The sequence below is a fragment of the Streptomyces sp. NBC_00028 genome (assembly GCF_045041065.1).
Lineage (GTDB): Bacteria > Actinomycetota > Actinomycetes > Streptomycetales > Streptomycetaceae > Streptomyces.
Genome location: NZ_CP108293.1, coordinates 5535915 through 5562383, shown reverse-complemented (window position 1 = coordinate 5562383; position 26469 = coordinate 5535915). Strand labels below are relative to the sequence as shown.

Below are 26469 nucleotides of genomic sequence, written 5' to 3'. Positions count from 1 at the left end.
GTCCTACCTCTCTGACACGGGCTTGTGGTCCGACGTGGGTGCGGGGGTCGCCAGGCGCCGGGCGACCTCCCGGCCGATGGCCTCGGCGTGCGTGCCCCGGAGCATCCCGACGTGGTCGGCGGCGATCTCGAACCCCTCGATGGGCGCGGCGATGTACTGCTCCCAGGTGGTGCGTGCCGCGGCGAGCGACATCTGGGCGAGGTCGCCCTCGGTGGCCAGGAACAGCAGCGCGCCACCGCCGAACCGCCGGGGGGTGTGGCTCTGCGCCAGCCGGATCATGTGCTCCTTCGTCTCCTCCACGTTGACCGTGAACGAGTCGGCCGGCGGGCTCGCCGCCCCCGGCCCGTCGAGCAGGGCCCGGCCCTCCTGGTCCGCCGCGCCGTCGATCCGGACACGGGTCCCGTCCACGCCGCCGGCGCCACCGCCACCGTCGGCATGGCCGTCACCGTCGCCGTCCTGCCGGGGACCGTCCTCGTCCCTGCGGTGGTGACCGCCGGGGAACCCGTCCAGCAGCGCCAGCAGCGTGACCTCCTCGCCCCGCTCCTCCAGCTCCGCGGCGATGGCCTGGGCCAGCACCGCGCCGAAGGACCAGCCGAGCAGCTGGTACGGCCCCTCGGGCTGCACCGAGCGGATCCGGTCGACGTAGTCGGCCACCAGCTCCGGCACACTGCCCGGCATCGCCCTGCGGTCGGTGAACCCGGGCGTCTGGAGGCCGTAGACCGGCAGATCCTGCGGCAGATGGCGCAGCAGCGCGGCGTAGGACCAGGCCAGCCCCGTGCTGTGGTGCAGGCAGAACAGCGGCGTACGAGATCCGCCGCTCTGCAACGACAGCAGCGCGTCGAGGTCGTCCCGCCGCCGCCCGGCCCGCCGCGGCGCCGTCAGACCGGCACCGGCGTCCAGCGCCGCGCGCGGCTGCACCAGCCCGTCCGAGGTCCACGCGGCACGCCGCCCGGTACGCAGCATCAGATCACCACCGCGCCCGAAGGGATCGGCGACCAGGCTCCCCGCGGTGCGGGCCGGCGCCCCGGCATAGGCCCGGGCCAGCGACGGCCCCGCCACATACAGATCCCCCGCCACACCGACCGGCACCGGCCGCAGCCACTCGTCGAGCACGTAGGCGCGGGCGGTACGGGGGAGGGAGAGTGGCGCAAGGACGGTGGTCGAGGCGGAGGCCGGGGCAGCAAGGGTGCGGTGCGGCTGCGCCAAGCGGCGGTGGTGTCGGCTCGGCGCAAGGCCTGTGGGGACGGGCTCACCGTCCGCCGGGGCCAACTCGACGCCCACCGTGGCCGACTCACCGTCCACCGGAGCCGACTCCCGATCCACCGGGGCCGCCCCGCCGTTCAGTTGCGCCTCCGCAGGCATCGCGGCGCCCTCCATCGCGACCGTACGCCCCCCGCTCAGCGCGGCCAGCAGGCCGGTGAGGAGGTCGGTGGTCGGGGTGTCGGTGCTGAGGCTGACCGGGGTGGCCGTCGACTCCGTCGACGGGGAGGTCGCCCGGCGGTCGATCACCCGGCCGAGCAGGGACCGGTGGTCCACCAGCTCGCCCACGAGCGTGCCGTCCGGGGTCTCCCCGGGAAGCAGCACCGCCGGCTGGGACGGCAGCGGGTCCGGCAGGACGGGGGGACGGCGCAGCCGCCTGCCCCCGGCCCGGATCGCGTCCGCCACCCGCACAACGGGCACCGTCGCCGCCCCGGGAGCCTTTCCGCCGCCCGACGACAGCACGACCGCGGCCACCCGGGCGCAGCCCAGCCCGGCAGCCGCCGCCAACGCCCCCGCGGGGTCGTCCGCCTCGGCGATCAGGCAGGTGGCGCCGGCCCGGAGGACACCGAGCACGGCGACCGCCCAGTCGGTGCCGGGCCGTACCGCCACCACCACGACGTCGCCCGCGCCCACCCCGTGCCGGTCCAGCCCGGCGGCGAGCCACGCGGAGGCCCGGTCCAGGGCCCGGCGGCTGAGGGAGCCGTACCGGTCCTGGACGGCCACCGCGCGCGGATCGCGGGCCGCCTCCTCGGCGAGCGCCGCCAGCAGGGTGCCGTCGGGGACCTTGGCCGCGCCGCGGTTCCAGTCCTCGGTCAGCTGCCGGCGCTCGGACTCGCCGAGCAGGATGTCGATCTGGCTGAGCCTCAGTTCCGGCTCGGCCGCCACCTGCCCGAGGAGACGCAGCAGACGCCGCGTGAGACCGACGGCGGTGGCCCGGTCGAACAGTTCCTCGGCGTAGTCCAGGGTGCCGTCGAGGCCGTCGGGCCCGCCGTCGTCCCGGTGCCGGTCGGTCAGCCGTACCGTCAGATCGAACCCGGACGCCAGGGCGCCGAGACCGACGAGCGAGGCGTCGAGGCCGGGGACCGCGGGCTCGTCCCACTTCGCCGCGGTGTCGTCCCGGACGTCCAGGGCGACCTGGACGAGCGGATGCGGGTCACCCGGTGCCGCGTCCGCGACCCCGAGGGCCTCGGCGATCCGCGCGAACGGAACGTCCCCGGACCGCTCCGCCTCCTCGGTGGTCTCCCGGACCCGGCCCAGCATCTCCCGGAACGTCGGGTCGCCCGAGACATCGGTGCGCAGCGGCAGCAGCCCGGCGAACGGGCCCACCACGGCCTCCAGTTCCCCCTCGCCCGTCGGCCGCGGCGCCACCGCGCCCAGCACCAGATCGGTACCGGCCCCCATCCGGGCGAGCAGCATCGCCAGCCCGGCGTGCACGACGGCGACCGAGGTCACACCGAGCGGCTGGGCCGTCTCCATCAGCCGGACATGCACCGGCGCCGGCACGCGCAGCGGCACCGCCCCGGTCCGCCGACTCGGCCGCTCGGAGCGGGGCCGGTCCACGGGAAGCGTGATCGCGGACGGCGCGTCCGCCAGCACTTCCTTCCAGTAAGCGAGCTGATCACCGGCAACGCTCTCGGCCGACGAGCCCTCCGGTTCCCCCTCCGGCTCCGCGCCCGCCAGCAGCCTGCTCTCCCACACCGCGTAGTCGGCGAACTGGAGCGGCAGCGGAGCCCGCTCCGGCGCCCGGCCCTCCCAGCGCGCGCCGTACGCCACGGAGACATCGCGCACGAGGGCGTCCCGGGACGCGTCGTCGCCACCGATCCGATGCAGTACGACAAGCAGCACATGGTCGGTTTCGGAGAGCGCGAACAGCGTGTGCGCCCAAGGGGTTTCCCGCCCGAGATCGAAGTGCCGGGCCGCACCGGCGGCCAGCACGGCGGGAAGCTCCCGCTCGGTCGCCGCGACGACCGGAAGATCCGGGCGTACGGCGGGGTCGTCGGCGTCCAGGATCCGCTGGACCAGCCCGCCGTCCGGGGTCTCGGCGAACACCGTCCGCAGGATGTCGTGCCGTTCGGCCACGTCCGCGAGCGCCGCCCGCAGCGCGTCACGGTCGAGTTCCCCGCGCAGCCGCAGGGCGACGGACGACTGGAGGGCCCGGGTGCCCGGGTCGGCCGCGGCGCGCCGCCAGAGGAACCGCTGTCCGGCCGTCGCCGGTGCCTCACCGCCCTCGTGCTCGACCGGGAGCAGCGAGGGACGCGACTTCGTGCCCAGGATGCGCGCGGCGCCGATCGGCGTCGGATCACCGAAGAACTGCTTCAGGTTCAGCTCGGCGCCGGTCTCCGACCGGACCCGGCCCGCGAGATGCATCGCCAGTGCCGAATTGCCGCCCAGATCGAAGAAGTTGCCGTCGGCGGCCACCCGGTCGACGCCCAGCACCGAGGCGAACAGGGTGCACAGCAGCGCCTCGGTGCCGTTCCGGGGCAGGAGCCCCGAGCCGTCGCTCTCCGGGTCGGGGACGGGCAGGGCGGCCCGGTCGATCTTGCCGTTGACCGTCAGGGGCAGCGCGTCAAGGACCACGACGGCCGACGGGACCATGTAGTCCGGGAGCCGGGTCGCCGCGAACTCCCGCAGGCCGCCGGCCTCCAGGGGCCCGGCCGAGGAGTCGCGCGGAAGGACGTAACCGACGAGGCGCGGATGGCCCGGGCGGTCCTCACGGACCATCGCCACCGCCGTCCTCACATCGGGGTGGCCGTCGAGAACAGCCTCGACCTCGCCCAGCTCCACCCGGAACCCACGGATCTTCACCTGCTCGTCGGCCCGGCCCACGAACTCCAGCCGGCCGTCCACCGTCCAGCGGGCCAGGTCACCGCTCCGGTACATCCGCCCGCCGTCCTGATCGAACGGGCAGGCGACGAAGCGTTCCGCCGTCAGGTCGGGGCGGTTCACATACCCACGCGCCAGACCCGCACCGGCGATGTACAGCTCACCCGTCACCCCGACAGGAACAGGGCGCAGCTTCCCGTCGAGTACATAGGTGCGGACATTGCCCAGCGGACGACCGATCGCCGGTGGAGCGTCCTCACCCGTGATGCCCTCCTCCAGCAGCACCGCGGTCGTGATCACGGTCGCCTCGGTCGGCCCGTACGTGTTCCAGAGCCGGGCGCCTTCACGCCACTTCGCCGCCAGCCCGGCCTCCAGACGCTCGGCACCCAGGACCCAGTTGCCGATCCCGGACACCGCACCCGGCTCCAGCGCCCTCAGCAGCGAGGGCACCACGCTCGCCGTGCTCACCCCGGCCGCCTCGATCATCCGCGCGAGCGCCGCACCGTCCAGCCGCTCATCGGACGAGGCGATCGCCAGCGTGCCCCCGGCGGCCAACGTGACCGCCACGTCCAGCACCGCCGCGTCGAAGCTGAACGACGCGAACTGCAACGCCGTGACGCCGGGCTCGACGCCGAGGACGGGACGCATCGCCGAGGCCAGGTTGGCCACGGAGGCATGCGCGACGGCCACACCCTTCGGCCGCCCCGTCGACCCCGACGTATAGATGACGTAGGCGAGTTGCTCGGACCCCACCTCCGGCAGCACACCGGAGTCACTCTCCAGCTCATCGAGCAGGACGGCGTCGACCTCCGCGGACAGGCGGTCGGCGGTCTCGGCCGTCACCAGCACCAGCTCGGCGTCGCTGTCCGCGGCCATGAACACCAGTCGCTCGGACGGGTACTCCGGGTCCAGCGGAACGTACGCCCCACCGGCCTTCCACACCGCGAGAATCGCCACGACCATCTCGGCACCGCGCGGCAGGCACAGCCCCACCCGCGACTCCGCCCGCACCCCACGCGCCACCAGCCCACGCGCGAGCGCGTCCGACCGCGCATCCACCTCGGCGTACGACAGCGCACGCCCCTCGGACCACAGCGCGACCGCCCCCGGTGCCTCGGCCACCCGTTCCCGGAAGCCCTCAAGGACGGTCGAGGTGGCGGCCTCGCTCGCCGTGGCGTTCCACTCCGCCACGACCGCCGCCCGCTCGGATTCCTCCAGCACCTCCACGGCGCTCAGCCGCAGCTGCGGATCGGCCGCGACCTGCTCAAGGACCCGCACCAGCCGCCCGGCCAGCCGACGGACGGTCTCCTCGTCGAAGAGATCGGCCGCGTAGAGGATCCCGCCGCCCATCCCGACGGGCACGCCCTGCCCGGACCACCGCTCCCCCAGGGAGAACGAGAGGTCGAAGCGGGCCGCGGGGTCCTCCGCCGGCGGGACCTGCTCGACCGCCAGCCCTTCCAGGTCCCACTGCGCCTCGGGCACGTTCTGGAGCGCCAGCATCACCTGGAACAGGGGGCTGCGGGCCGCCGACCGGGGCGGGTTGAGCTCGTCGACGAGCTTGTCGAAGGGCACGTCCTGGTACGCGTACGCCGACAGGTCGGTCTCCCGGACGCGCGCCAGCAGGTCACCGAAGGCCGGGTCACCCGAGGCATCGGAACGGAGCACGAGCGTGTTGACGAAGAACCCGGCCAGCCCCTCCAACTGCACGTCCGACCGGCCCGCGACCGGCGTACCGACGCAGACGTCCTCCCCGGCCCCCATCCGGGCCAGCAGCACCACCAGCGCGGCATGGACGACCATGAACATCGTCGCCCCGCCCCGCGCCGCCAACTCCACCAGCCGGGCATGCGTCTCCGCGTCCACCCGTACCGGCACCTGCCCGCTGCGGAACGAGGGCATCGCCGGACGGGGGCGGTCGAAGGGCAGCACCGTCTCCTGCGGCGCCCCCTCCAACACCCCCCGCCAGTAGGCGATCTGGCTCGCCCCCGCACTGTCCGGGTCGTCCAGCTCGCCCAGCGTCTCCCGCTGCCACAGCGCGTAATCCGCGTACTGCACCGGCAGCGGCTCCCACTCCGGCGCCCGGCCCGCGAGGCGGGCGCGGTAGGCGGCCTGGAGGTCGTTGGCCAGCACCCCCATCGACCAGCCGTCGGAGGCGATGTGGTGGGCCACCAGCAGCAGGCCCCACTCCGTCTCCGAGATCCTCAGCAGCGAGGCCCGCCAGGGCAGGTCGACCCGGACGTCGAAGCCACGCCCGATCTCGTCCTGCATGAGCTCGTGCCACCGCTCACCGGCCTCGACGACCTGGAGCACAGGCCGCCCCTCGGCACCCTCACGGATCTCCTGGTACGGCACGCCCTCCACGTCCGGGAACACCGTCCGCAGACTCTCGTGCCGGTCGGCGATGTCCGCCAGCGCCGAGCGCAGGGCCTCGGTGTCGACGGTGCCGGTCAGCCGCAGCGCAAAGGGGAGGTTGTAGGCGGACGCCCCCGCCCCGTCGCTCTCGGTCCCCTCGATGCGGTTGAGGAACCACATGCGCTGCTGGGCGAAGGACAACGGCACCCGTTCCGGCCGCTCCCGCCGCGCCAGCACCACGCCCGCCGACGCCCCGGCGGTCTCGACGAGCCGCGCGACACCGGCCACGGTCGGCTCCGCGAACACCTCACGGACCCCGACGGACACCTCCAGCACCGAGCGGATGCGGGCGATCAGCCGCATCACCTTCAGCGAGTCACCGCCCAGCTCGAAGAAGCTCTCCTCCGCGCCGACCCGTTCCAGGTCCAGCACCTCGGCGAACAGCGCCGCGAGCGCCTCCTCGGTCGGGGTCGCCGGCGCACGACCGCCGTCCGCCGCGCGCTCCGGCTCGGGCAGCGCAGCGCGGTCGATCTTGCCGTTCACGGTCAGCGGCAGCGCGTCGAGCAGGACGACGGCGGACGGCACCATGTAGTCCGGCAGCCGGGTGGCGGCGAACTCCCGTACCGCGTCGGCCCGCGGCTCCCGCCCCACCACGGGCAGCACATAACCGACCAGCCGCTCCTCGCGGACGACCGCTATGGCCGTCTTCACCTCCGGGTGGGCGGCCAGCGCGGCCTCCACCTCGCCGAGCTCGACCCGGAAGCCGCGGATCTTGACCTGCTCGTCGGCGCGCCCGACGAACTCCAGCCGCCCGTCGGCCATCCAGCGGGCCAGATCACCGGTGCGGTACATCCGCCCGCCGTCCTGATCGAACGGGCACGCGACGAAGCGTTCCGCCGTCAGGTCAGGGCGGTTGACATAACCCCGGGCCAGACCGTCTCCGGCGATGTACAGCTCGCCGGGCACCCCTACCGGCACGGGTCGCAGATAGGCGTCCAGGACATGGGTCCGGACGTTCTCCAGGGGGCGGCCGATCGACGGCGGCGCGTCCTCTGCGGTGAGGCCCTTCGGCAGCAGCGTCGCCGTGGTGATGACGGTGGCCTCGGTCGGGCCGTAGGTGTTCCACACCCGGCTCCGCGCCCGCCACTTGGCGGCCAGTCCGGCCTTAAGGCGCTCGGCACCCAGCACCCAGTTGCCGATCCCGTGGACCGACTCGGGCTCCAGCACCCCGAGCAGCGACGGAACCACGCTCGCGACCTCGACACCGCAGGTCTCCACCAGGGCGGCCAGGGCGGCGGGGTCCAGCCGCTCCTCGGCCGAGGCGATGGTCAACGTACCGCCCGCGGCCAGCGTCACCGCGACGTCCAGAACGGACGCGTCGAAGCTGAACGAGGCGAACTGCAACGCCGTGACGCCGGGTTCGACGCCCAGTACCGGGCGCATCGCCGAGGCCAGGTTCGCCACCGGGGCGTGCGCGACGGCGACACCCTTGGGGCGCCCGGTCGAGCCGGACGTATAGATGACGTAGGCGAGTTGACCGGAGCCGACCTCCGGCAGCACACCGGACTCGCTCACCACCTCGTCCAGCAGCACACCTTCGGCTACCCGGTCGGCCGTCTCCTCCGCGACCAGCACCAGCTCGGCACCACTGTCGGCGACCATGTACGCCAGCCGGTCCGACGGGTACTCGGGGTCCAGCGGGACGTACGCCCCACCGGCCTTCCACACCGCCAGAATCGCCACGACCATCTCCGCCCCGCGCGGCAGGCAAAGCCCCACCCGGGACTCCCGGCCCACCCCACGCGCCACCAGCCCACGCGCGAGCGCATCCGACCGCGCATCCACCTCGGCGTACGTCAGCGAGCGGCCGAGGGAGCGGAGCGCCACCGCCGTCGGGGTCAGCGCGGCCCACTCGCGGAACCGCTCCACGACCGTGGTGACGTCGTCCGCGTCGCGGGCCGTGGCGTTCCACTCCGTCACGACCGTGGTGCGCTCGGCCTCGTCGAGCACCTCCACGGCGCTCAGCCGCAGCTGCGGATCGGCCGCGACCTGCTCCAGCACCCGCGCCAGCCGCTCGGCCAGCCGGCGGACGGTGTCCTCGTCGAACAGGTCGGCCGCGAACAGGATGCCGCCGCGCATACCCTCCGGCTCGCCCTCGGCGGTGTGGAACTCGTTCAGAGCCACGGAAAGGTCGAAGCGTGCGGCCGGGTCGGACGCGGGCGGTATCTCCTCGACCGCCAGCCCTTCGAGGTCCCACTGCGCCTTGGGCACGTTCTGAAGCGCCAGCATCACCTGGAACAGCGGATTGCGAGCGGCGGAACGCGCCACACCCAACTCGTCGACGAGCCGCTCGAACGGCACGTCCTGGTTCGCGTACGCCGACAGGTCGGTCTCCCGGACGCGCGCCAGCAGGTCACCGAAGGTGGGGTCACCGGAGGCATCGGACCGCAGGACGAGCGTGTTGACGAAGAACCCGGCCAACTCCTCAAGCTGTACGTCGGACCGGCCGGCGACCGGCGTCCCGACGCAGACGTCCTCCCCGGCCCCCATCCGGGCCAGCAGCACCACCAGCGCGGCATGGACGACCATGAACATCGTCGCCCCACCCTGCGCGGCCAGCTCCACCAGCCGGGCGTGCGTCTCCGCGTCCACTCCGACCGGTACCGACCCGCTGCGGATCGACGGCGCCGCCGGACGCGGACGGTCGAACGGCAGCACCGTCTCCTGCGGCGCGCCTTCCAACACCCGTCGCCAGTACTCCACTTGCCCGGCACCCGTACCGGCCCCGTCGTCGTCCAAGTCGCCCAGCACCTCTCGCTGCCACAGCGCGTAATCCGCGTACTGCACGGGGAGCGGCTCCCATCCCGGAGCCTCCCCGCCGAGACGAGCGCGATAGGCGCTCTGGAGGTCGCGGGCCAGCACTCCCATCGACCAGGCGTCCGTGGCGATGTGGTGGGCGACCAGGAGCAGGACCCACTCCGACTCGCTCACCTTCAACAGCGAGGTCCGCCACGGCAGTTCGCTCCGGACGTCGAAGCCCCGCCCGGCCTCCTCCTGCATCACCTCACGCCACCGCTCACCGGCTTCGACGATGCGCAACTGCGGCCGTCCTTCGGCGCCTTCGCGGATGTCCTGGTACGGCACTCCCTCGATGTCCGGGAAGACCGTGCGCAGGGTTTCGTGGCGGTCGGCGATGTCCCACAGGGCCGACTGGAGGGCCTCGGTGTCTACGGTTCCGGTCAGCCGCAGGGCGAAGGGCATGTTGTAGGCGGACGCGCCGGACTCGTCCATCCGGTTCAGGAACCACATGCGCTGCTGGGCGAAGGACAGCGGTACCCGCTCGGGCCGCTCCCGCCGCGCCAGCATCACCGCACCTGTCGACGCCGCGCTGCTCTCCACCAGCCGCGCGACACCGGCGACCGTCGGCTCGGCGAACACCTCACGGACCCCGACCGACACCTCCAGCACCGAGCGGATCCGGGCGATCAGCCGCATCACCAGCAGCGAGTCACCGCCCAGCTCGAAGAAACTCTCCTCCGCACCGATCGCCTCCGTTTCGAGGTCCAGCACCTCGGCGAACAGCGCCGCGAGCGCCTCCTCCGTCGCAGTCGCCGGCCCACGACCACCACTCGCTCCCAGGTCCGGGGCAGGCAGAGCAGCGCGGTTGATCTTGCCGTTGGCGGTGAGCGGGAACGCGTCGAGTACGACGACGACCGACGGCACCATGTACTCCGGCAGCCGGGTCGCCGCATGCGCCCGTACGTTCTCGGCGTCCGCGTCTCCGACGACGTACCCGACCAGACGTCCGTCCCGTACGACGGCCACCGCCCGCTCGACCTGCGGGTGAGCGGCGAGGACGGCCTCGACCTCACCGAGCTCGACCCGGAAGCCACGGATCTTCACCTGCTCGTCGGCGCGGCCCACGAAGGCCAGCTGACCGTCGGCCGTCCAGCGGGCCAGGTCGCCGGAGCGATACATCCGACCGCCCTCACCGAACGGGCAGGCGACGAACCGTTCCGCCGTCAGGTCCGGGCGGTTGACGTATCCACGCGCCAAGCCGTCCCCAGCGATGTACAGCTCACCCGTCACACCCACAGGGACCGGGCGGAGGAAGGCGTCCAGCACGTAGGTACGGACGTTGCCCAGAGGCCGGCCGATCGCCGGTGGGGCGTCCTCCCCTGTGATGCCCTCCTCCAAGAGAACAGCGGTCGTGATGACGGTGGCCTCGGTGGGGCCGTAGGTGTTCCAGACGCGGGCGCCTTCACGCCACTTCGCCGCCAGGCCCGCCTCCAGGCGCTCGGCACCCAGAACCCAGTTCCCGATCCCGGACACCGCACCTGGATCCAGCGCCCCGAGGAGCGAGGGCACCACGCTCGCCGTGCTCACCCCGACCGCCTCGATCATGCGCGCCAGTGCCGCATCGTCCAGCCGCTCATCGGACGAGGCGATCGCCAGTGTGCCGCCCGTGGCGAGGGTGACGGCCACGTCCAGCACCGCCGCGTCGAAGCTGAACGACGCGAACTGCAGGGCGGTGACGCCGGGTTCGACGCCGAGGACGGGGCGCATCGCCGAGGCCAGGTTGGCCACGGAGGCATGGGCGACGGCGACGCCCTTGGGCCGGCCGGTCGAGCCCGACGTATAGATGACATAGGCCAGTTGAACGCCGGTGACATCCGGCAGCTCGGTCCCGTCGCCGTCCAGATCGGCGAGCAGGACGGTGTCGACCTCCGCGGACAGGCGGTCGGCGGTCTCGAGTGCGACCAGGACGAGGTCGGCGTCACTGTCGGAGACCATGAACACCAGCCGATCCGACGGGTACTCCGGGTCAAGGGGCACATACGCCCCACCGGCCTTCCACACCGCCAGGATGGCGACGACCATCTCGGCACCACGCGGCAGGCACAGCCCCACCCGCGACTCCGCCCGCACCCCACGCGCCACCAGCCCACGCGCGAGCGCGTCCGACCGCGCATCCACCTCGGCGTACGACAGCGCACGCCCCTCCGACCACAGCGCCACCGCCTCCGGCGCCCTGACCACACTGGCCCGGAACCGCTCCACCACGGTCGAGGGGTCCACCTGCTGGTGGGTGGCATTCCACCCCTCGACGACCGCCGCCCGCTCGGACTCCTCCAGCACCTCTACGGCGCTCAGCCGCAGCTGCGGATCGCCGGCGACCTGCTCCAGCACCCGCACCAGCCGCCCGGACAGCCCACGAACCGTCCCCTCGTCGAAGAGATCGACCGCGTAGAGAATCGCGCCCCGCAGACCGTCGACCGCGCCACCCTCCGAGCGGAGTTCGCTCAGCGTCAGGGAAAGGTCGAAGCGGGCCGGCGGGTCTTCCGCCGGCGGGATCTGCTCGACCGCGAGCCCTTCGAGGTCCCAGTGCGCCTCGGGCACGTTCTGGAGCGCCAGCATCACCTGGAACAGCGGGTTGCGGGCGGCGGAACGGGCCGGGTTGAGCTCGTCGACGAGCCGCTCGAAGGGCACGTCCTGGTTCGCGTACGCCGACAGATCCGTCTCACGCACCCTGCGCAGCACCTCGGCGAACGACGGGTCCCCCGCCAAGTCCGAGCGCAGTACGAGGGTGTTGACGAAGAAGCCGGCCAGGTCCTCCAGCTGTGCGTCCGAACGCCCGGCGACCGGCGTACCGACGCAGATGTCCTCGCCCGCCCCCATCCGGGCCAGCAGCACGGCCAGCGCGGCATGCACGACCATGAACATCGTCGCCCCGCCTTGCGCGGCCAGCTCCGTCAATCGGGCATGCGTCTCCGCATCGACGTCCACCGGTACCGACCCGCTGCGGAACGTCGGCGTCGCCGGACGCGGGCGGTCGAAGGGCAGCGCCGTCTCCTGCGGCGCGCCTTCCAACTCCCCCCGCCAATGGGCGATCTGGCTCGCCCCGGCGCTGTCCGGGTCGTCCAGCTCACCCAGTACCTCGCGCTGCCAGAGCGCGTAATCCGCGTACTGGACGGGGAAGGGCTCCCATCCCGGGGTCCGGCCTGCGAGACGGGCGCGGTAAGCACCCTGGAGGTCGCGGGCCAGCACGCCCATCGACCAGGCGTCGGAGGCGATGTGGTGGGCGACCAGGAGCAGCACCCACTCGGACTCGGTCACCTTCAACAGCGATGTCCGCCAGGGCAGTTCGGCCGACAGATCGAAGCCACGTCCCGCCTCGTCCCGCATGGCGTCACGCCAGCGCTCACCGGCCTCGATCACTTGGAGGCGGGGGCGTCCTTCGGCGCCTTCGCGGATGTCCTGGTACGGCACTCCCTCGATGTCCGGGAAGACCGTGCGCAGGGTTTCGTGCCGGTCGGCGATGTCCCACAGGGCCGACTGGAGGGCCTCGGTGTCGACGGTTCCGGTCAGCCGCAGGGCGAAGGGCATGTTGTAGGCGGACGCGCCGGACTCGTCCATGCGGTTGAGGAACCACATGCGCTGCTGGGCGAAGGACAGCGGTACGCGCTCGGGCCGCTCCCGCCGCGCCAGCATCACCGCGCCTGTCGACGCTGCGCTGCTCTCCACCAGCCGCGCGACACCGGCGACGGTCGGCTCGGCGAACACCTCACGGACCCCGACCGACACCTCCAGCACGGAACGGATCCGGGCGATCAGCCGCATCACCAGCAGCGAATCGCCGCCCAGCTCGAAGAAACTCTCCTCCGCACCGATCGCCTCCGCTTCGAGGTCCAGCACCTCGGCGAACAGCGCCGCGAGCGCCTCCTCGGTCGCGGTCGCCGGCCCACGACCACCACTCGCGCCCAGGTCCGGGGCGGGCAGAGCAGCGCGGTTGATCTTGCCGTTCACGGTCAGTGGCAGCGCATCGAGCAGGACGATGGCGGACGGCACCATGTAGTCGGGCAGACGGGTGGCGGCGAAGGCGCGGAGGTCGTCGGTGTCTGTGCCGGTGCCGGTGCCGGTGCCGGTGTCTCCGACGGCGTAGGCGATCAGACGTCCGTCGCGTACCTCTGCCACCGCCTGGTCGATCTGCGGGTGGGCGGCGAGGACGGCCTCGACCTCACCGAGCTCGACCCGGAAGCCACGGATCTTGACCTGCTCGTCGGCGCGGCCCACGAACTCCAGCTGACCGTCGGCCGTCCAGCGGGCCAGGTCGCCAGTGCGGTACATCCGGCCGCCGTCCCCGTCGAAGGGGCAGGCGATGAAGCGGTCCGCCGTCAGGTCCGGGCGGTTGATGTAGCCGCGGGCGAGGCCGCCTCCGGCTATGTACAGCTCGCCCGTCACACCGACGGGTACAGGGCGGAGGAAGGCATCGAGGACGTAGGTGCGGACATTGCCCAAGGGGCGACCGATCGCCGGTGGGGCGTCCGCCCCGGTGATGCCCTCCTCCAGGAGAACAGCGGTGGTGATCACGGTGGCCTCGGTCGGCCCGTACGTGTTCCAGAGCCGGGCGCCTTCACGCCACTTCGCCGCCAGCCCGGCCTCCAGGCGCTCAGCGCCCAGGACCCAGTTGCCAACCCCGGCAACGGCATCCGGCTCCAGCACGCCGAGGAGCGAGGGCACCGTGCTGACCGTGCTCACCCCGGCCGCCTCCACCATGGCTGCCAGGGCAGCGGGGTCGAGCCGCTCTTCGGACGAGGCGATCGCCAACGTGCCGCCGCCAGCCAGCGTGACCGCAACATCGAGCACCGCCGCGTCGAAGCTGAACGACGCGAACTGCAACGCCGTGACACCGGGTTCGACGCCGAGGACGGGACGCATCGCCGAGGCCAGGTTGGCCACGGAAGCGTGCGCGACGGCGACGCCCTTGGGACGGCCGGTGGAGCCCGACGTATAGATGACGTAGGCGAGTTGACCGGAGCCGACCTCCGGCAGCACACCGGAGTCACTCACCACCTCGTCCAGCAGCACGCCCCCGGTTACACGGTCGGTTGTCTCCGCAGAGACCAGGATCAGCTCGGCACCACTGTCGGCGACCATGTACGCCAGCCGGTCCGACGGGTACTCGGGGTCCAGCGGGACGTAGGCCCCACCGGCCTTCCACACGGCGAGAATCGCCACGACCATCTCGGCACCACGCGGCAGGCACAGCCCCACCCGCGACTCCGCCCGCACCCCACGCGCCACCAGCCCACGCGCGAGCGCATCCGACCGCGCATCCACCTCGGCGTACGTCAGCGAGCGGCCGAGGGAGCGGAGCGCCACCGCCGTCGGGGTCAGCGCGGCCCACTCGCGGAACCGCTCCACCACCAGGCCGGACTCAAACGCCTCAGCCGTCGCGTTCCACTCCTCGACGACCGCCACCCGCTCGGACTCATCGAGCAGGTCGAGATCGCTCAGCCGCACCTCCGGATCGCCGGCAACCTGCTCCAGCACCCGCACCAACCGGCCCGCCAGCCCACGAACCGTCTCCTCATCGAAGAGATCGGCCGCGTACAGGATCCCGCCCCGCAGACCGTCGGCGTCCCCGCCATCCGACCGGCGCTCGCTCAGCGAAAGGGAGAGATCGAAGCGAGCCACGAGGTCGTCCGTCTGCGGGACCTCATCGACCGCCAGCCCCTGCAACTCCCACCGGGCCTCGGGCACGTTCTGAAGCGCCAGCATCACCTGGAACAGCGGATTACGGGCCGCCGAACGAGCCGGGTTCAGCTCATCCACCAGCCGCTCGAACGGCACGTCCTGGTTCGCGTACGCCGACAGATCAGCCTCACGCACCCGCGCCAGCAGCTCACCGAACGTGGGATTCCCCGAAGCATCCGACCGCAGGACCAGCGTGTTGACGAACAGCCCCGCCAGGTCCTCCAACTGTGCGTCCGAACGCCCGGCAACCGGGGTTCCTACGCAGATGTCCTCCCCGGCCCCCATCCGGGCCAGCAGCACGGCCAGCGCGGCATGGACGACCATGAACATCGTCGCCCCACCACGGGCAGCCAGCTCCACCAGCCGGGCATGCGTCTCCGCGTCCACCTCCATCGGAACCGACCCACTCCGGAAGGACGGCACCGCCCCTCGCGGACGGTCGAACGGCAGCGCGGTCTCCTGCGGCACGCCGTCCAACGCCCGCCGCCAGAAGGCGACCTGACCCCCGCCGGGGCTCGACGGGTCGTCCAACTCGCCGAGCGTCTCCCGCTGCCACAGTGCGTAATCCGCGTACTGGACAGGGAGCGGCTCCCAGCCCGGGGCCTCCCCGGAAAGCCGAGCGCCGTAGGCAACCTGAAGGTCCCCCGCCAGCACACCCATCGACCAGGCATCCGTAGCGATGTGATGAGCGACCAGGAGCAGCACCCAATCCGTCGCCGAGATCCTCAACAGCGTGGTGCGCCACGGCAGTTCGCTTCGTACGTCGAAGCCCCGCCCGGCCTCCTCCTGCATCACCTCACGCCACCGCTCACCGGCCTCGACGACCTGGAGCCGGGGCCGTCCCTCGACGCCCTCGCGGATCTCCTGGTACGGCACGCCCTCCACGTCCGGGAAGACCGTGCGCAGGCTCTCGTGACGGTCGGCGATGTCACCCAAGGCGGCCTGGAGCGACTCGACGTCGAGGTTGCCGGTCAGCCGCAACGCGAAGGGCATGTTGTAGGCGGAGGCGCCGGCCTCGTCCATCCGGTTGAGGAACCACATCCGCTGCTGGGCGAACGACAGCGGCACCCGCTCCGGCCGCTCCTCACGCCCCAGCACCACCACGCCACTCGACGCCCCGGCACCCTCGACCAGCCGCGCCACACCGGCCACGGTCGGCTCGGCGAACACCTCACGGACCCCGACCGACACCTCCAGCACCGAGCGGACCCGGGCGATCAGCCGCATCACCAGCAGCGAATCACCACCCAGCTCGAAGAAACTCTCCTCCGCACCGACCCGCTCCAGATCCAGCACCTCAGCGAACAGCGCCGCAAGCGCCTCCTCCGTCGCAGTCGCCGGCGCGCGAGAGGCACCCGCACCCAGATCCGGCACCGGCAAAGCCGCCCGGTCCACCTTGCCGTTCACCGTCAACGGGAAGGCGTCGAGCACGACCACGACCGACGGCACCAGGTAGTCCGGCACACGCGCGGCAGCGAAGGCGCGCAGCGCGGTCGCGTCCACGTCGGCGCTCGCACCAGTTACGGCGTAGCTGATGAGGCGGCCGTCCCGGACCAACGCCACCGCCTGCTCAACCCCAGGATGAGCAGCAAGAACAGCCTCGACCTCACCCAACTCCACCCGGAACCCGCGGATCTTCACCTGCTCATCCACACGCCCCAAAAACTCCAACTGCCCATCCACACGCCACCGCACCACATCACCCGTGCGATACATCCGCCCGCCACCCTCACCGAACGGACACGCCACAAACCGCTCCGACGTCAGACCAGCACGCCCCGCATAACCACGCGCCAACCCAACCCCCGACACATACAACTCACCCCGCACACCCACCGGCACCGGCTGCAAAAACGCATCCAGCACAAACGCCCCAGCATTCCGCAACGGACGCCCCACCGGCACCACACCCGAACCACCAGCCGAACCACCAACCGAACCCGCACTCACCCCACCCGGCTCCAACGGCAAACTCATCGCCGCACACACCGTCACCTCAGTCGGCCCATACGCATTCACCATCCGCCGACCCACCGACCACCGATCCACCAACCCCGGCGCACACACCTCCCCCGCCACCACCAACGTCACCAACCCCGACGGCAACACCCCCTCCTCCACCGCCAACACCCCAGGCGGCACCGTCACATGCGACGCACCCGACCGCACCAACGCCTCACCCAACGACACCCGCGGCGGCAACCCCCCAACCCCCGCAACCACCAACACCCCACCCGCACCCCACGCCATGCACAACTCCGACACCGCCGCATCGAAACTCAACGACGCAAACTGCAACACCCGCGAACCCACACCCACCGCAAACCGCTCAATCTGCGCACCCGCCAGATTCACCAACCCCGCATGCGACACCACCACACCCTTCGGCCGCCCCGTCGAACCCGAGGTGTAGATGATGTAGGCGAGCTGATCAGGGACGATGTCGGGCAGTTCGATCGAGTCGCCGTCCGCGTCACGGTCCGAGTCGCCGTCCAGCTCGTCGAGCAGGACCGTCTCCACGCCGGCGGACATCCGGTCGGCGGTCTCGGGTGCGACCAGGACGAGCTCGGCGTCGCTGTCGGCGACCATGTAGGCCAGCCGGTCCGACGGATACTGGGGGTCCAGCGGGACGTACGCCCCACCGGCCTTCCACACCGCCAGGACCGCGACGATCGCGTCCATCCCGCGCGGCATGCACAGCCCCACGCGGGACTCCCGGCCCACACCACGCGCCACGAGCCCGCGCGCCAACCCGTCGGAACGCGCCTCCAGTTCGGCGTAGGACAGCGTCCGGTCCTCGGAGCAGAGGGCGTCCGCCTCAGGCGTTCGCGCCACCCACCCCCGGAACAGCTCCAGCACCGTCGCGGCTTCGACCTCGCTCACGGGCCCGTTCCACTGCTCGACGACCGTGGCCCTCTCCGCCGCTTCCAGCACCTGCACAGCGCTCAGCCGCAGCTGCGGATCGACGGCAACCTGCTCCAGCACCCGCACCAGACGCCGGGCCAGCCCACGAACCGTCCCCTCGTCGAAGAGATCGGCCGCGAAGAGGATCCCGCCGCGCAGACCACCGGCTGCCCCGTCCTCCGACCTGCGTTCGCTCAGCGTGAGGGAGAGATCGAAGCGAGCCGGGGGATCCGCCAGCGGCGCGATCTGCTCGACCGCCAGGCCTTCGAGATCCCAGAGGGCCTCGGGCACGTTCTGAAGCGCCAGCAGGACCTGGAACAGCGGATTACGGGCCGCCGACCGTGCCGGGTTCAGCTCATCCACCAGCCGCTCGAAGGGCACGTCCTGGTTCGCGTACGCCGACAGATCGGCCTCCCGCACGCGTGCCAGCAGCTCACCGAACGTGGGATTCCCGGAAGCATCCGACCGCAGAACGAGCGTGTTGACGAAGAAGCCGGCCAGCTCCTCCAGCTGTGCGTCCGGCCGCCCGGCGACCGGCGTACCGATGCAGACGTCCTCCCCGGCCCCCATCCGGGCCAGCAGCACGGCGAGCGCGGCATGGACGACCATGAACATGGTTGCCCCGCCCCGCGCCGCCAGCTCCGTCAGCCGGGCATGCGTCTCCGCGTCCACCTCCATCGGCACCGACCCGCTGCGGAAGGACGGCACCGCCGCCCTCGGGCGATCGAAGGGGAGCACCGTCTCCTGCGGTGCGCCGTCCAACTCCCGGCGCCAGAAGGCGACCTGCGCCGACGCGGCACTGTCCGGGTCGTCCAGCTCGCCCAGCACCTCGCGCTGCCACAGCGCGTAATCCGCGTACTGGACAGGAAGCTGCTCCCGCTCCGGCGCCTGGCCGTTCAACCGCGACCGGTACGCCGTCTGCAGATCACCGGCCAGCACACCCATCGACCAGGCGTCGGTGGCGATGTGGTGGGCCACGAGCAGCAACACCCACTCCGCCTCCGAGACCCTCAGCAGCGAGGTCCGCCACGGCAGCTCGACCGCGAGATCGAACCCGCGCTCGGCCTCGCCCTGGATGACCTCACGCCACCGCTCGCCGGCGTCGACGACCTGGAGCTGTGGCCGCCCCTCGGCGCCCTCACGGATCTCCTGATACGGCACACCCTCCACGTCCGGGAAGACCGTCCGCAGACTCTCGTGACGATCGGCGACATCCCACAGTGCCGCCTGCAACACCTGGACATCCAGGCTGCCGGTCAGCCGCAGGGCGAACGGGAGGTTGTAGGCAGCGGCCCCCTCAGCGCCCTCCCCGTCCATCCGGTTGAGGAACCACATGCGCTGCTGGGCGAACGACAGCGGCACCCGCTCCGGCCGCTCCTCACGCCCCAGCACCACCACGCCGCTCGACGCCCCGGCACCCTCGACCAGCCGCGCCACACCGGCCACGGTCGGCTCCGCGAACACCTCACGGACCCCGACCGACACCTCCAGCACCGAGCGGACCCGGGCGATCAGCCGCATCACCAGCAGCGAGTCACCGCCCAGCTCGAAGAAGCTCTCCTCCGCCCCGACCCGCTCCAGATCCAGCACCTCGGCGAACAGCGCCGCAAGCGCCTCCTCCGTCGCAGTCGCCGGCCCACGAGAGGCACCCGCACCCAGGTCCGGCACCGGCAGGGCATCACGGTTGACCTTGCCGTTGACGGTCAACGGGAACGCGTCGAGTACGACCACCACCGACGGCACCATGTACTCCGGCAGCCGCGTCGCCGCATACGCCCGCACGCTCTCGGCGTCCGCGTCTCCGACGACGTACCCCACCAGACGGCCATCCCGTACGACCGCCACCGCCCGCTCGACCTGCGGGTGAGCAGCGAGGACGGCCTCGACCTCACCGAGCTCGACCCGGAAGCCACGGATCTTGACCTGCTCGTCGGCGCGGCCTACGAACTCCAACTGACCATCGGCCGTCCAGCGAGCCAGGTCCCCGGAGCGATACATCCGACCGCCCTCACCGAACGGGCAGGCGACGAACCGTTCGGCCGTCAGGTCAGGGCGGTTGACGTATCCACGCGCCAAGCCGTCCCCAGCGATGTACAGCTCACCCGTCACACCGACAGGGACAGGCCGCAGATACGCGTCGAGCACATACGTACGGGCGTTACCCAGGGGGCGACCGATCGCGGGCGGGGTGTCCTCACCCGTGATGCCGTCTTCCAGCAGCACGGCGGTGGTGATCACGGTGGCTTCGGTGGGGCCGTAGGTGTTCCATACCCGGGCTCCCGTACGCCACTTGGCGGCCAGGCCGACTTCCAGGCGCTCGGCACCCAGGACCCAGTTCCCGACCCCGGCCACGGCCTCCGGCTCCAGCACACTCAGCAGCGAGGGCACCACACTCGCGACCGTCACCCCGGCCGCCTCCACCATGGCCGCCAGGGCGGTCAGATCCTGGCGCTCCTCGGACGAGGCGATCGCCAACGTGCCGCCGCCGGCCAGCGTGACCGCAACATCGAGCACCGCCGCGTCGAAGCTGAACGACGCGAACTGCAACGCCGTGACACCGGGTTCGACGCCGAGGACGGGACGCATCGCCGAGGCCAGGTTGGCCACGGAGGCGTGCGCGACGGCGACGCCCTTGGGACGGCCGGTCGAGCCCGACGTATAGATGACGTAGGCGAGTTGACCGGAGCCGACCTCCGGCAGCACACCGGAGTCACTCACCACCTCGTCCAGCAGCACGCCCGCGGCTACACGGTCGGCCGTCTCCTCCGCGACCAGCACCAGCTCGGCACCACTGTCGGCGACCATGTACGCCAGCCGGTCGGAGGGGTACTCCGGGTCAAGGGGCACATACGCCCCACCGGCCTTCCACACCCCCAAGATGGCGACGACCATCTCGGCCCCGCGCGGCAGGCACAGCCCCACCCGCGACTCCGCCCGCACCCCACGCGCCACCAGCCCACGCGCGAGCGCATCCGACCGCGCATCCACCTCGGCATACGACTGCGCACGCCCCCCGGACCACAGCGCGACCGCCTCCGGTGCCCTGACCACACTGGCCCGGAACCGCTCCACCACCAAGCCGGACTCAAACGCCTCAGCCGTCACGTTCCACTCCTCGACGACCGCCACCCGCTCGGACTCATCGAGCAGGTCAAGGTCGCTCAGCCGCACCTCCGGATCGCCGGCAACCTGCTCCAGCACCCGCACCAACCGGCCCGCCAGCCCACGAACCGTCCCCTCATCGAACAGATCCGCGGCGTAGAGAATCCCCCCATCCAGACCGGCCGGGGCACCCTGGCCGGACCACTGCTCGCTGAGCCCCACGGAGAGGTCGAAGCGGGCCGGGGCCATCTGCGGCGGGATCTGCTCGACGGCCAGCCCCTCAAGCTCCCACCGGGCCTCGGGCACGTTCTGGAGCGCCAGCATCACCTGGAACAGCGGATTACGGGCCGCGGAACGGGCCGGATTCAGCTCCTCGACGAGCCGCTCGAACGGCACGTCCTGGTTCGCGTACGCCGACAGATCGGCCTCACGCACCCGCGCCAGCAGCTCACCGAACGTGGGATTCCCCGAAGCATCCGACCGCAGGACCAGCGTGTTGACGAAGAACCCGGCGAGTCCCTCCAGCTGCGCATCCGGCCGCCCGGCGACGGGAGTACCGACGCAGATGTCCTCCCCGGCCCCCATCCGGGCCAACAACACCGCCAGCGCCGCGTGCACGACCATGAACATCGTCGCCCCGCCCCGCGCCGCCAGCTCCACCAACCGGGCATGCGTCTCCGCATCGACGTCCACCGGTACCGAGCCACTACGGAACGTCGGCACCGCCGCCCTCGGACGGTCGAACGGAAGGGCCGTCTCCTGCGGAGCCCCCTCCAACGCCCGCCGCCAGAAGGCGACCTGGCCGGCCCCCGCACCGTCCGGGTCCTCCAGCTCACCCAGCACCTCGCGCTGCCACAGCGCGTAATCCGCGTACTGGACAGGGAGCAGCTCCCAGCCCGGGGCCTCCCCGGTGAGGCGGGCCCGATAGGCGTCTCGCAGATCGTCCGCTATCACGCCCATCGACCAGGCGTCGGTGGCGATGTGGTGGGCCACCAGGAGCAGTACCCACTCCGACTCGGAGACCTTCAACAGCGTGGTCCGCCAGGGCAGTTCGGCTCCGACGTCGAAGCCACGCCCGACCTCGGCCTGCACACGCTCGCGCCACCGTTCACCGGCCTCGGCCACCACCAGCTCCGGACGGCTGTCCGCCCCCACCAGCACCCGCTGATAGGGCACGCCCTCGATGTCCGGGAAGACCGTCCGCAGACTCTCGTGGCGGTCGGCGATGTCGCCCAGCGCCGCGGCCAGCGCGTCAGCGTCCAGCCGCCCGTTCAGACGCAGCACCAGCGGCAGGTTGTAAACGGCGCCCGCACCCTCAGCACCAACCTCTTCCAGGTGGTTGAGGAACCACATGCGCTGCTGGGCGAACGACAACGGCACCCGGTCGGGCCGCTCCCGACGCGCCAGCGCCACCACCACATCCGCCGACGTCCCGGCTCCCTCGACCAGCCGCGCGACACCCGCCACCGTCGGCTCCGCGAACACCTCACGGACCCCGACCGACACCCCCAGCCCCGACCTGACCCGGGCGATCAGCCGCATCACCAGCAGCGAATCACCACCCAGCTCGAAGAAACTCTCCTCCGCCCCGACGCTCTCCACGCCGAGCAACTCGGCGAACAGCGCGCACAGCGCCTCCTCCGTCGCCGTCACCGGCCCACGGGAAGCGCCCGCACCCAGCTCCGGCGCCGGCAGGGCGGCCCGGTCGACCTTGCCGTTCACCGTCAACGGCAGCGCGTCCAGCACCAGCACGGCAGCCGGGACCATGTAGTCCGGCAGCCGCGTCGCCGCATGAGCCCGTACAGCGTCCTCGTCCACATCGCCGACGACGTAGCCGACCAGACGGCCATCCCGTACGACCGCCACCGCCCGCTCGACCTGCGGGTGAGCGGCGAGGACGGCCTCGACCTCACCGAGCTCGACCCGGAAGCCACGGATCTTCACCTGCTCGTCGGCACGGCCCACGAACTCCAGCCGACCATCGGCCGTCCAGCGGGCCAGGTCACCGGAGCGATACATCCGCCCACCCTCACCGAACGGGCAGGCGACGAAGCGTTCCGCCGTCAGGTCAGGACGGTTGACATAGCCCCGGGCCAGACCGTCTCCGGCGATGTACAGCTCACCCGCCACCCCCACAGGGACCGGGCGGAGGAAGGCGTCCAGCACGTAGGTACGGACATTGCCCAGAGGACGACCGATCGCCGGTGGGGCGTCCTCACCCGTGATGCCCTCCTCCAGCAGCACGGCAGTCGTGATCACGGTCGCCTCGGTCGGCCCGTACGTGTTCCAGAGCCGGGCGTCCTCACGCCACTTCGCCGCCAGCCCGGCCTCCAGGCGCTCAGCGCCCAGGACCCAGTTCCCGACCCCGGCCACGGCCTCCGGCTCCAGCACGCTCAGCAGCGACGGCACCACACTCGCGACCGTCACCCCGGCCGCCTCCACCATGGCCGCCAAGGCAGCCGGGTCCAGCCGCTCCTCCGCCGAGGCGATCGCCAGGGTGCCCCCAGCAGCGAGGGTGACCGCAACATCGAGCACCGCCGCGTCGAAGCTGTACGACGCGAACTGCAACGCGGTGACACCGGGTTCGACGCCGAGAACGGGACGCATCACGGACGCGAGGTTGGCCACGGAGGCGTGCGCGACGGCGACGCCCTTGGGACGACCGGTGGAGCCCGACGTATAGATGACGTAGGCGAGTTGACCGGAGGCCACCTCCGGCAGCACACCGGACTCACTCACCACCTCGTCCAGCGGCACACCCTCGGCTACGCGGCCGGCCGTCTCCGCAGAGACCAGCGCCAGCTCGGCACCACTGTCGGCGACCATGAACGCCAGCCGATCCGACGGGTACTCCGGGTCCAGGGGCACATATGCCCCACCGGCCTTCCACACCGCCAGGATGGCGACGACCATCTCGGCACCGCGCGGCAGGCACAGCCCCACCCGCGACTCCGCCCGCACCCCACGCGCCACCAACCCACGCGCGAGCGCGTCCGACCGCGCATCCACCTCCGCGTACGACAGCGCACGCCCCCCGGACCACAGCGCCACCGCCTCCGGCGCCCTGACCACACTGGCCCGGAACCGCTCCACCACCGAACCCGGCTCAATCACCTGTCCCGTGGAGTTCCACTCCCCCACCACCAGGGCCCGCTCGGACTCACCGAGCAGATCCAGATCGCTCAGCCGCACTTCCGGATCGGCCGCGATCTGCTCCAGCACCCGCACCAACCGGCCCGCCAGCCCACGAACCGTCCCCTCATCGAACAGATCCGCGGCGTAGAGAATCCCCCCGCCCAGCCCGGCCGGAGCGCCGGTGTCATTCCACTGCTCGCTGAGGTCCACCGACAGGTCGAAGCGGGCCGCCGGATCCTCCACCGGCGGAACCTGCTCCACCCACAGCCCCTCCAACTCCCACCGGGCCTCGGGCACGTTCTGAAGCGCCAGCATCACCTGGAACAGCGGATTACGAGCCGCCGACCGTGCCGGGTTCAGCTCATCCACCAGCCGCTCGAACGGCACGTCCTGGTTCGCGTACGCCGACAGATCAGCCTCACGCACCCGCGCCAGCAGCTCACCGAACGTGGGATTCCCCGAAGCATCCGAACGCAGGACCAGCGTGTTGACGAAGAACCCTGCCAGCCCCTCCAGCTGCGCATCCGGCCGCCCGGCGACCGGCGTACCGACGCAGATGTCCTCCCCGGCCCCCATCCGGGCCAGCAGCACGGCCAGCGCCGCGTGCACGACCATGAACATCGTCGCCCCACCACGGGCAGCCAGCTCCACCAGCCGGGCATGCGTGTCCGCATCCACCCCGACCGGTACCGACCCACTACGGAACGTCGGCACCGCCCCTCGCGGACGGTCGAACGGCAGCGCGGTCTCCTGCGGTACGCCGTCCAACGCCCGCCGCCAGAAAGCGACCTGACCGGCCCCCGCACTGTCCGGGTCCTCCAGCTCGCCCAACACCTGCCGCTGCCACAGCGCGTAATCCGCGTACTGGACAGGGAGCGGCTCCCAGCCCGGGGTCTCTCCGGAAAGCCGAGCACCGTAGGCAACCTGAAGGTCCCCCGCCAGCACACCCATCGACCAGGCGTCGGTGGCGATGTGGTGGGCCACGAGCAGCAGCACCCACTCCGCCTCCGAGACCCTCAGCAGCGAGGTCCGCCACGGCAGCTCGACCGCGAGATCGAACCCGCGCTCGGCCTCCTCCTGCATGGCGTCACGCCACCGCTCGCCGGCTTCGAGGATTTGGAGCACCGGACGCCCCTCGGCGCCCTCACGGATCTCCTGGTACGGCACGCCCTCCACGTCCGGGAAGACCGTCCGCAGACTCTCGTGACGTTCTGCGACGTCACCCAACGCCGCATCCAGCGCGGCCACGTCCAACCGGCCCGACAGCCGAAGGGCGAAGGGCATGTTGTAGGCGGCAGCACCCTCAGTACCCGCCTCGTCCATCCGGTTGAGGAACCACATGCGCTGCTGGGCGAACGACAGCGGCACCCGCTCCGGCCGCTCCTCACGCCCCAGCACCACCACGCCGCTCGACGCCCCGGCGCCCTCGACCAGCCGCGCCACACCGGCCACGGTCGGCTCGGCGAACACCTCACGGACCCCGACCGACACCTCCAGCACGGAGCGGATGCGGGCGATCAGCCGCATCACCAGCAGCGAGTCACCGCCCAGCTCGAAGAAACTCTCCTCCGCCCCGACCCGCTCCAGGTCCAGCACCTCGGCGAACAGCGCCGCAAGCGCCTCCTCCGTCGGGGTCGCCGGCGCGCGAGAGGCACCCGCACCCAGATCCGGCACCGGCAATGCCGCCCGGTCCACCTTGCCGTTCACCGTCAACGGGAAGGCGTCCAGGACGACGACCACCGACGGCACCATGTACTCCGGCAACCGGGTACCGGCATACGTCCGCAGCTCCGCACCCTCCGCGTCGCCGACGACATAGGCGATGAGGCGGCCGTCCCGGACCAACGCCACCGCCTGCTCAACCCCAGGATGAGCAGCAAGAACAGCCTCGACCTCACCCAACTCCACCCGGAACCCGCGGATCTTCACCTGCTCATCCACACGCCCCAAAAACTCCAACTGCCCATCCACACGCCACCGCACCACATCACCCGTGCGATACATCCGCCCGCCACCCTCACCGAACGGACACGCCACAAACCGCTCCGACGTCAGACCAGCACGCCCCGCATAACCACGCGCCAACCCAACCCCCGACACATACAACTCACCCCGCACACCCACCGGCACCGGCTGCAAAAACGCATCCAGCACAAACGCCCCAGCATTCCGCAACGGACGCCCCACCGGCACCACACCCGAACCACCAGCCGAACCACCAACCGAACCCGCACTCACCCCACCCGGCTCCAACGGCAAACTCATCGCCGCACACACCGTCACCTCAGTCGGCCCATACGCATTCACCATCCGCCGACCCACCGACCACCGATCCACCAACCCCGGCGCACACAC

1 protein-coding gene is annotated in these 26469 nt (G+C 71.7%); it reads right to left on the bottom strand.

The genetic code is table 11. The annotated features are described in order from the left end of the window. Positions 1-3: 3 nt before the first annotated feature. Complete coding sequence (locus tag OG885_RS24995; protein ID WP_405742859.1) at positions 4-26469, bottom strand: non-ribosomal peptide synthase/polyketide synthase; 26466 nt, start codon at positions 26467-26469, stop codon at positions 4-6.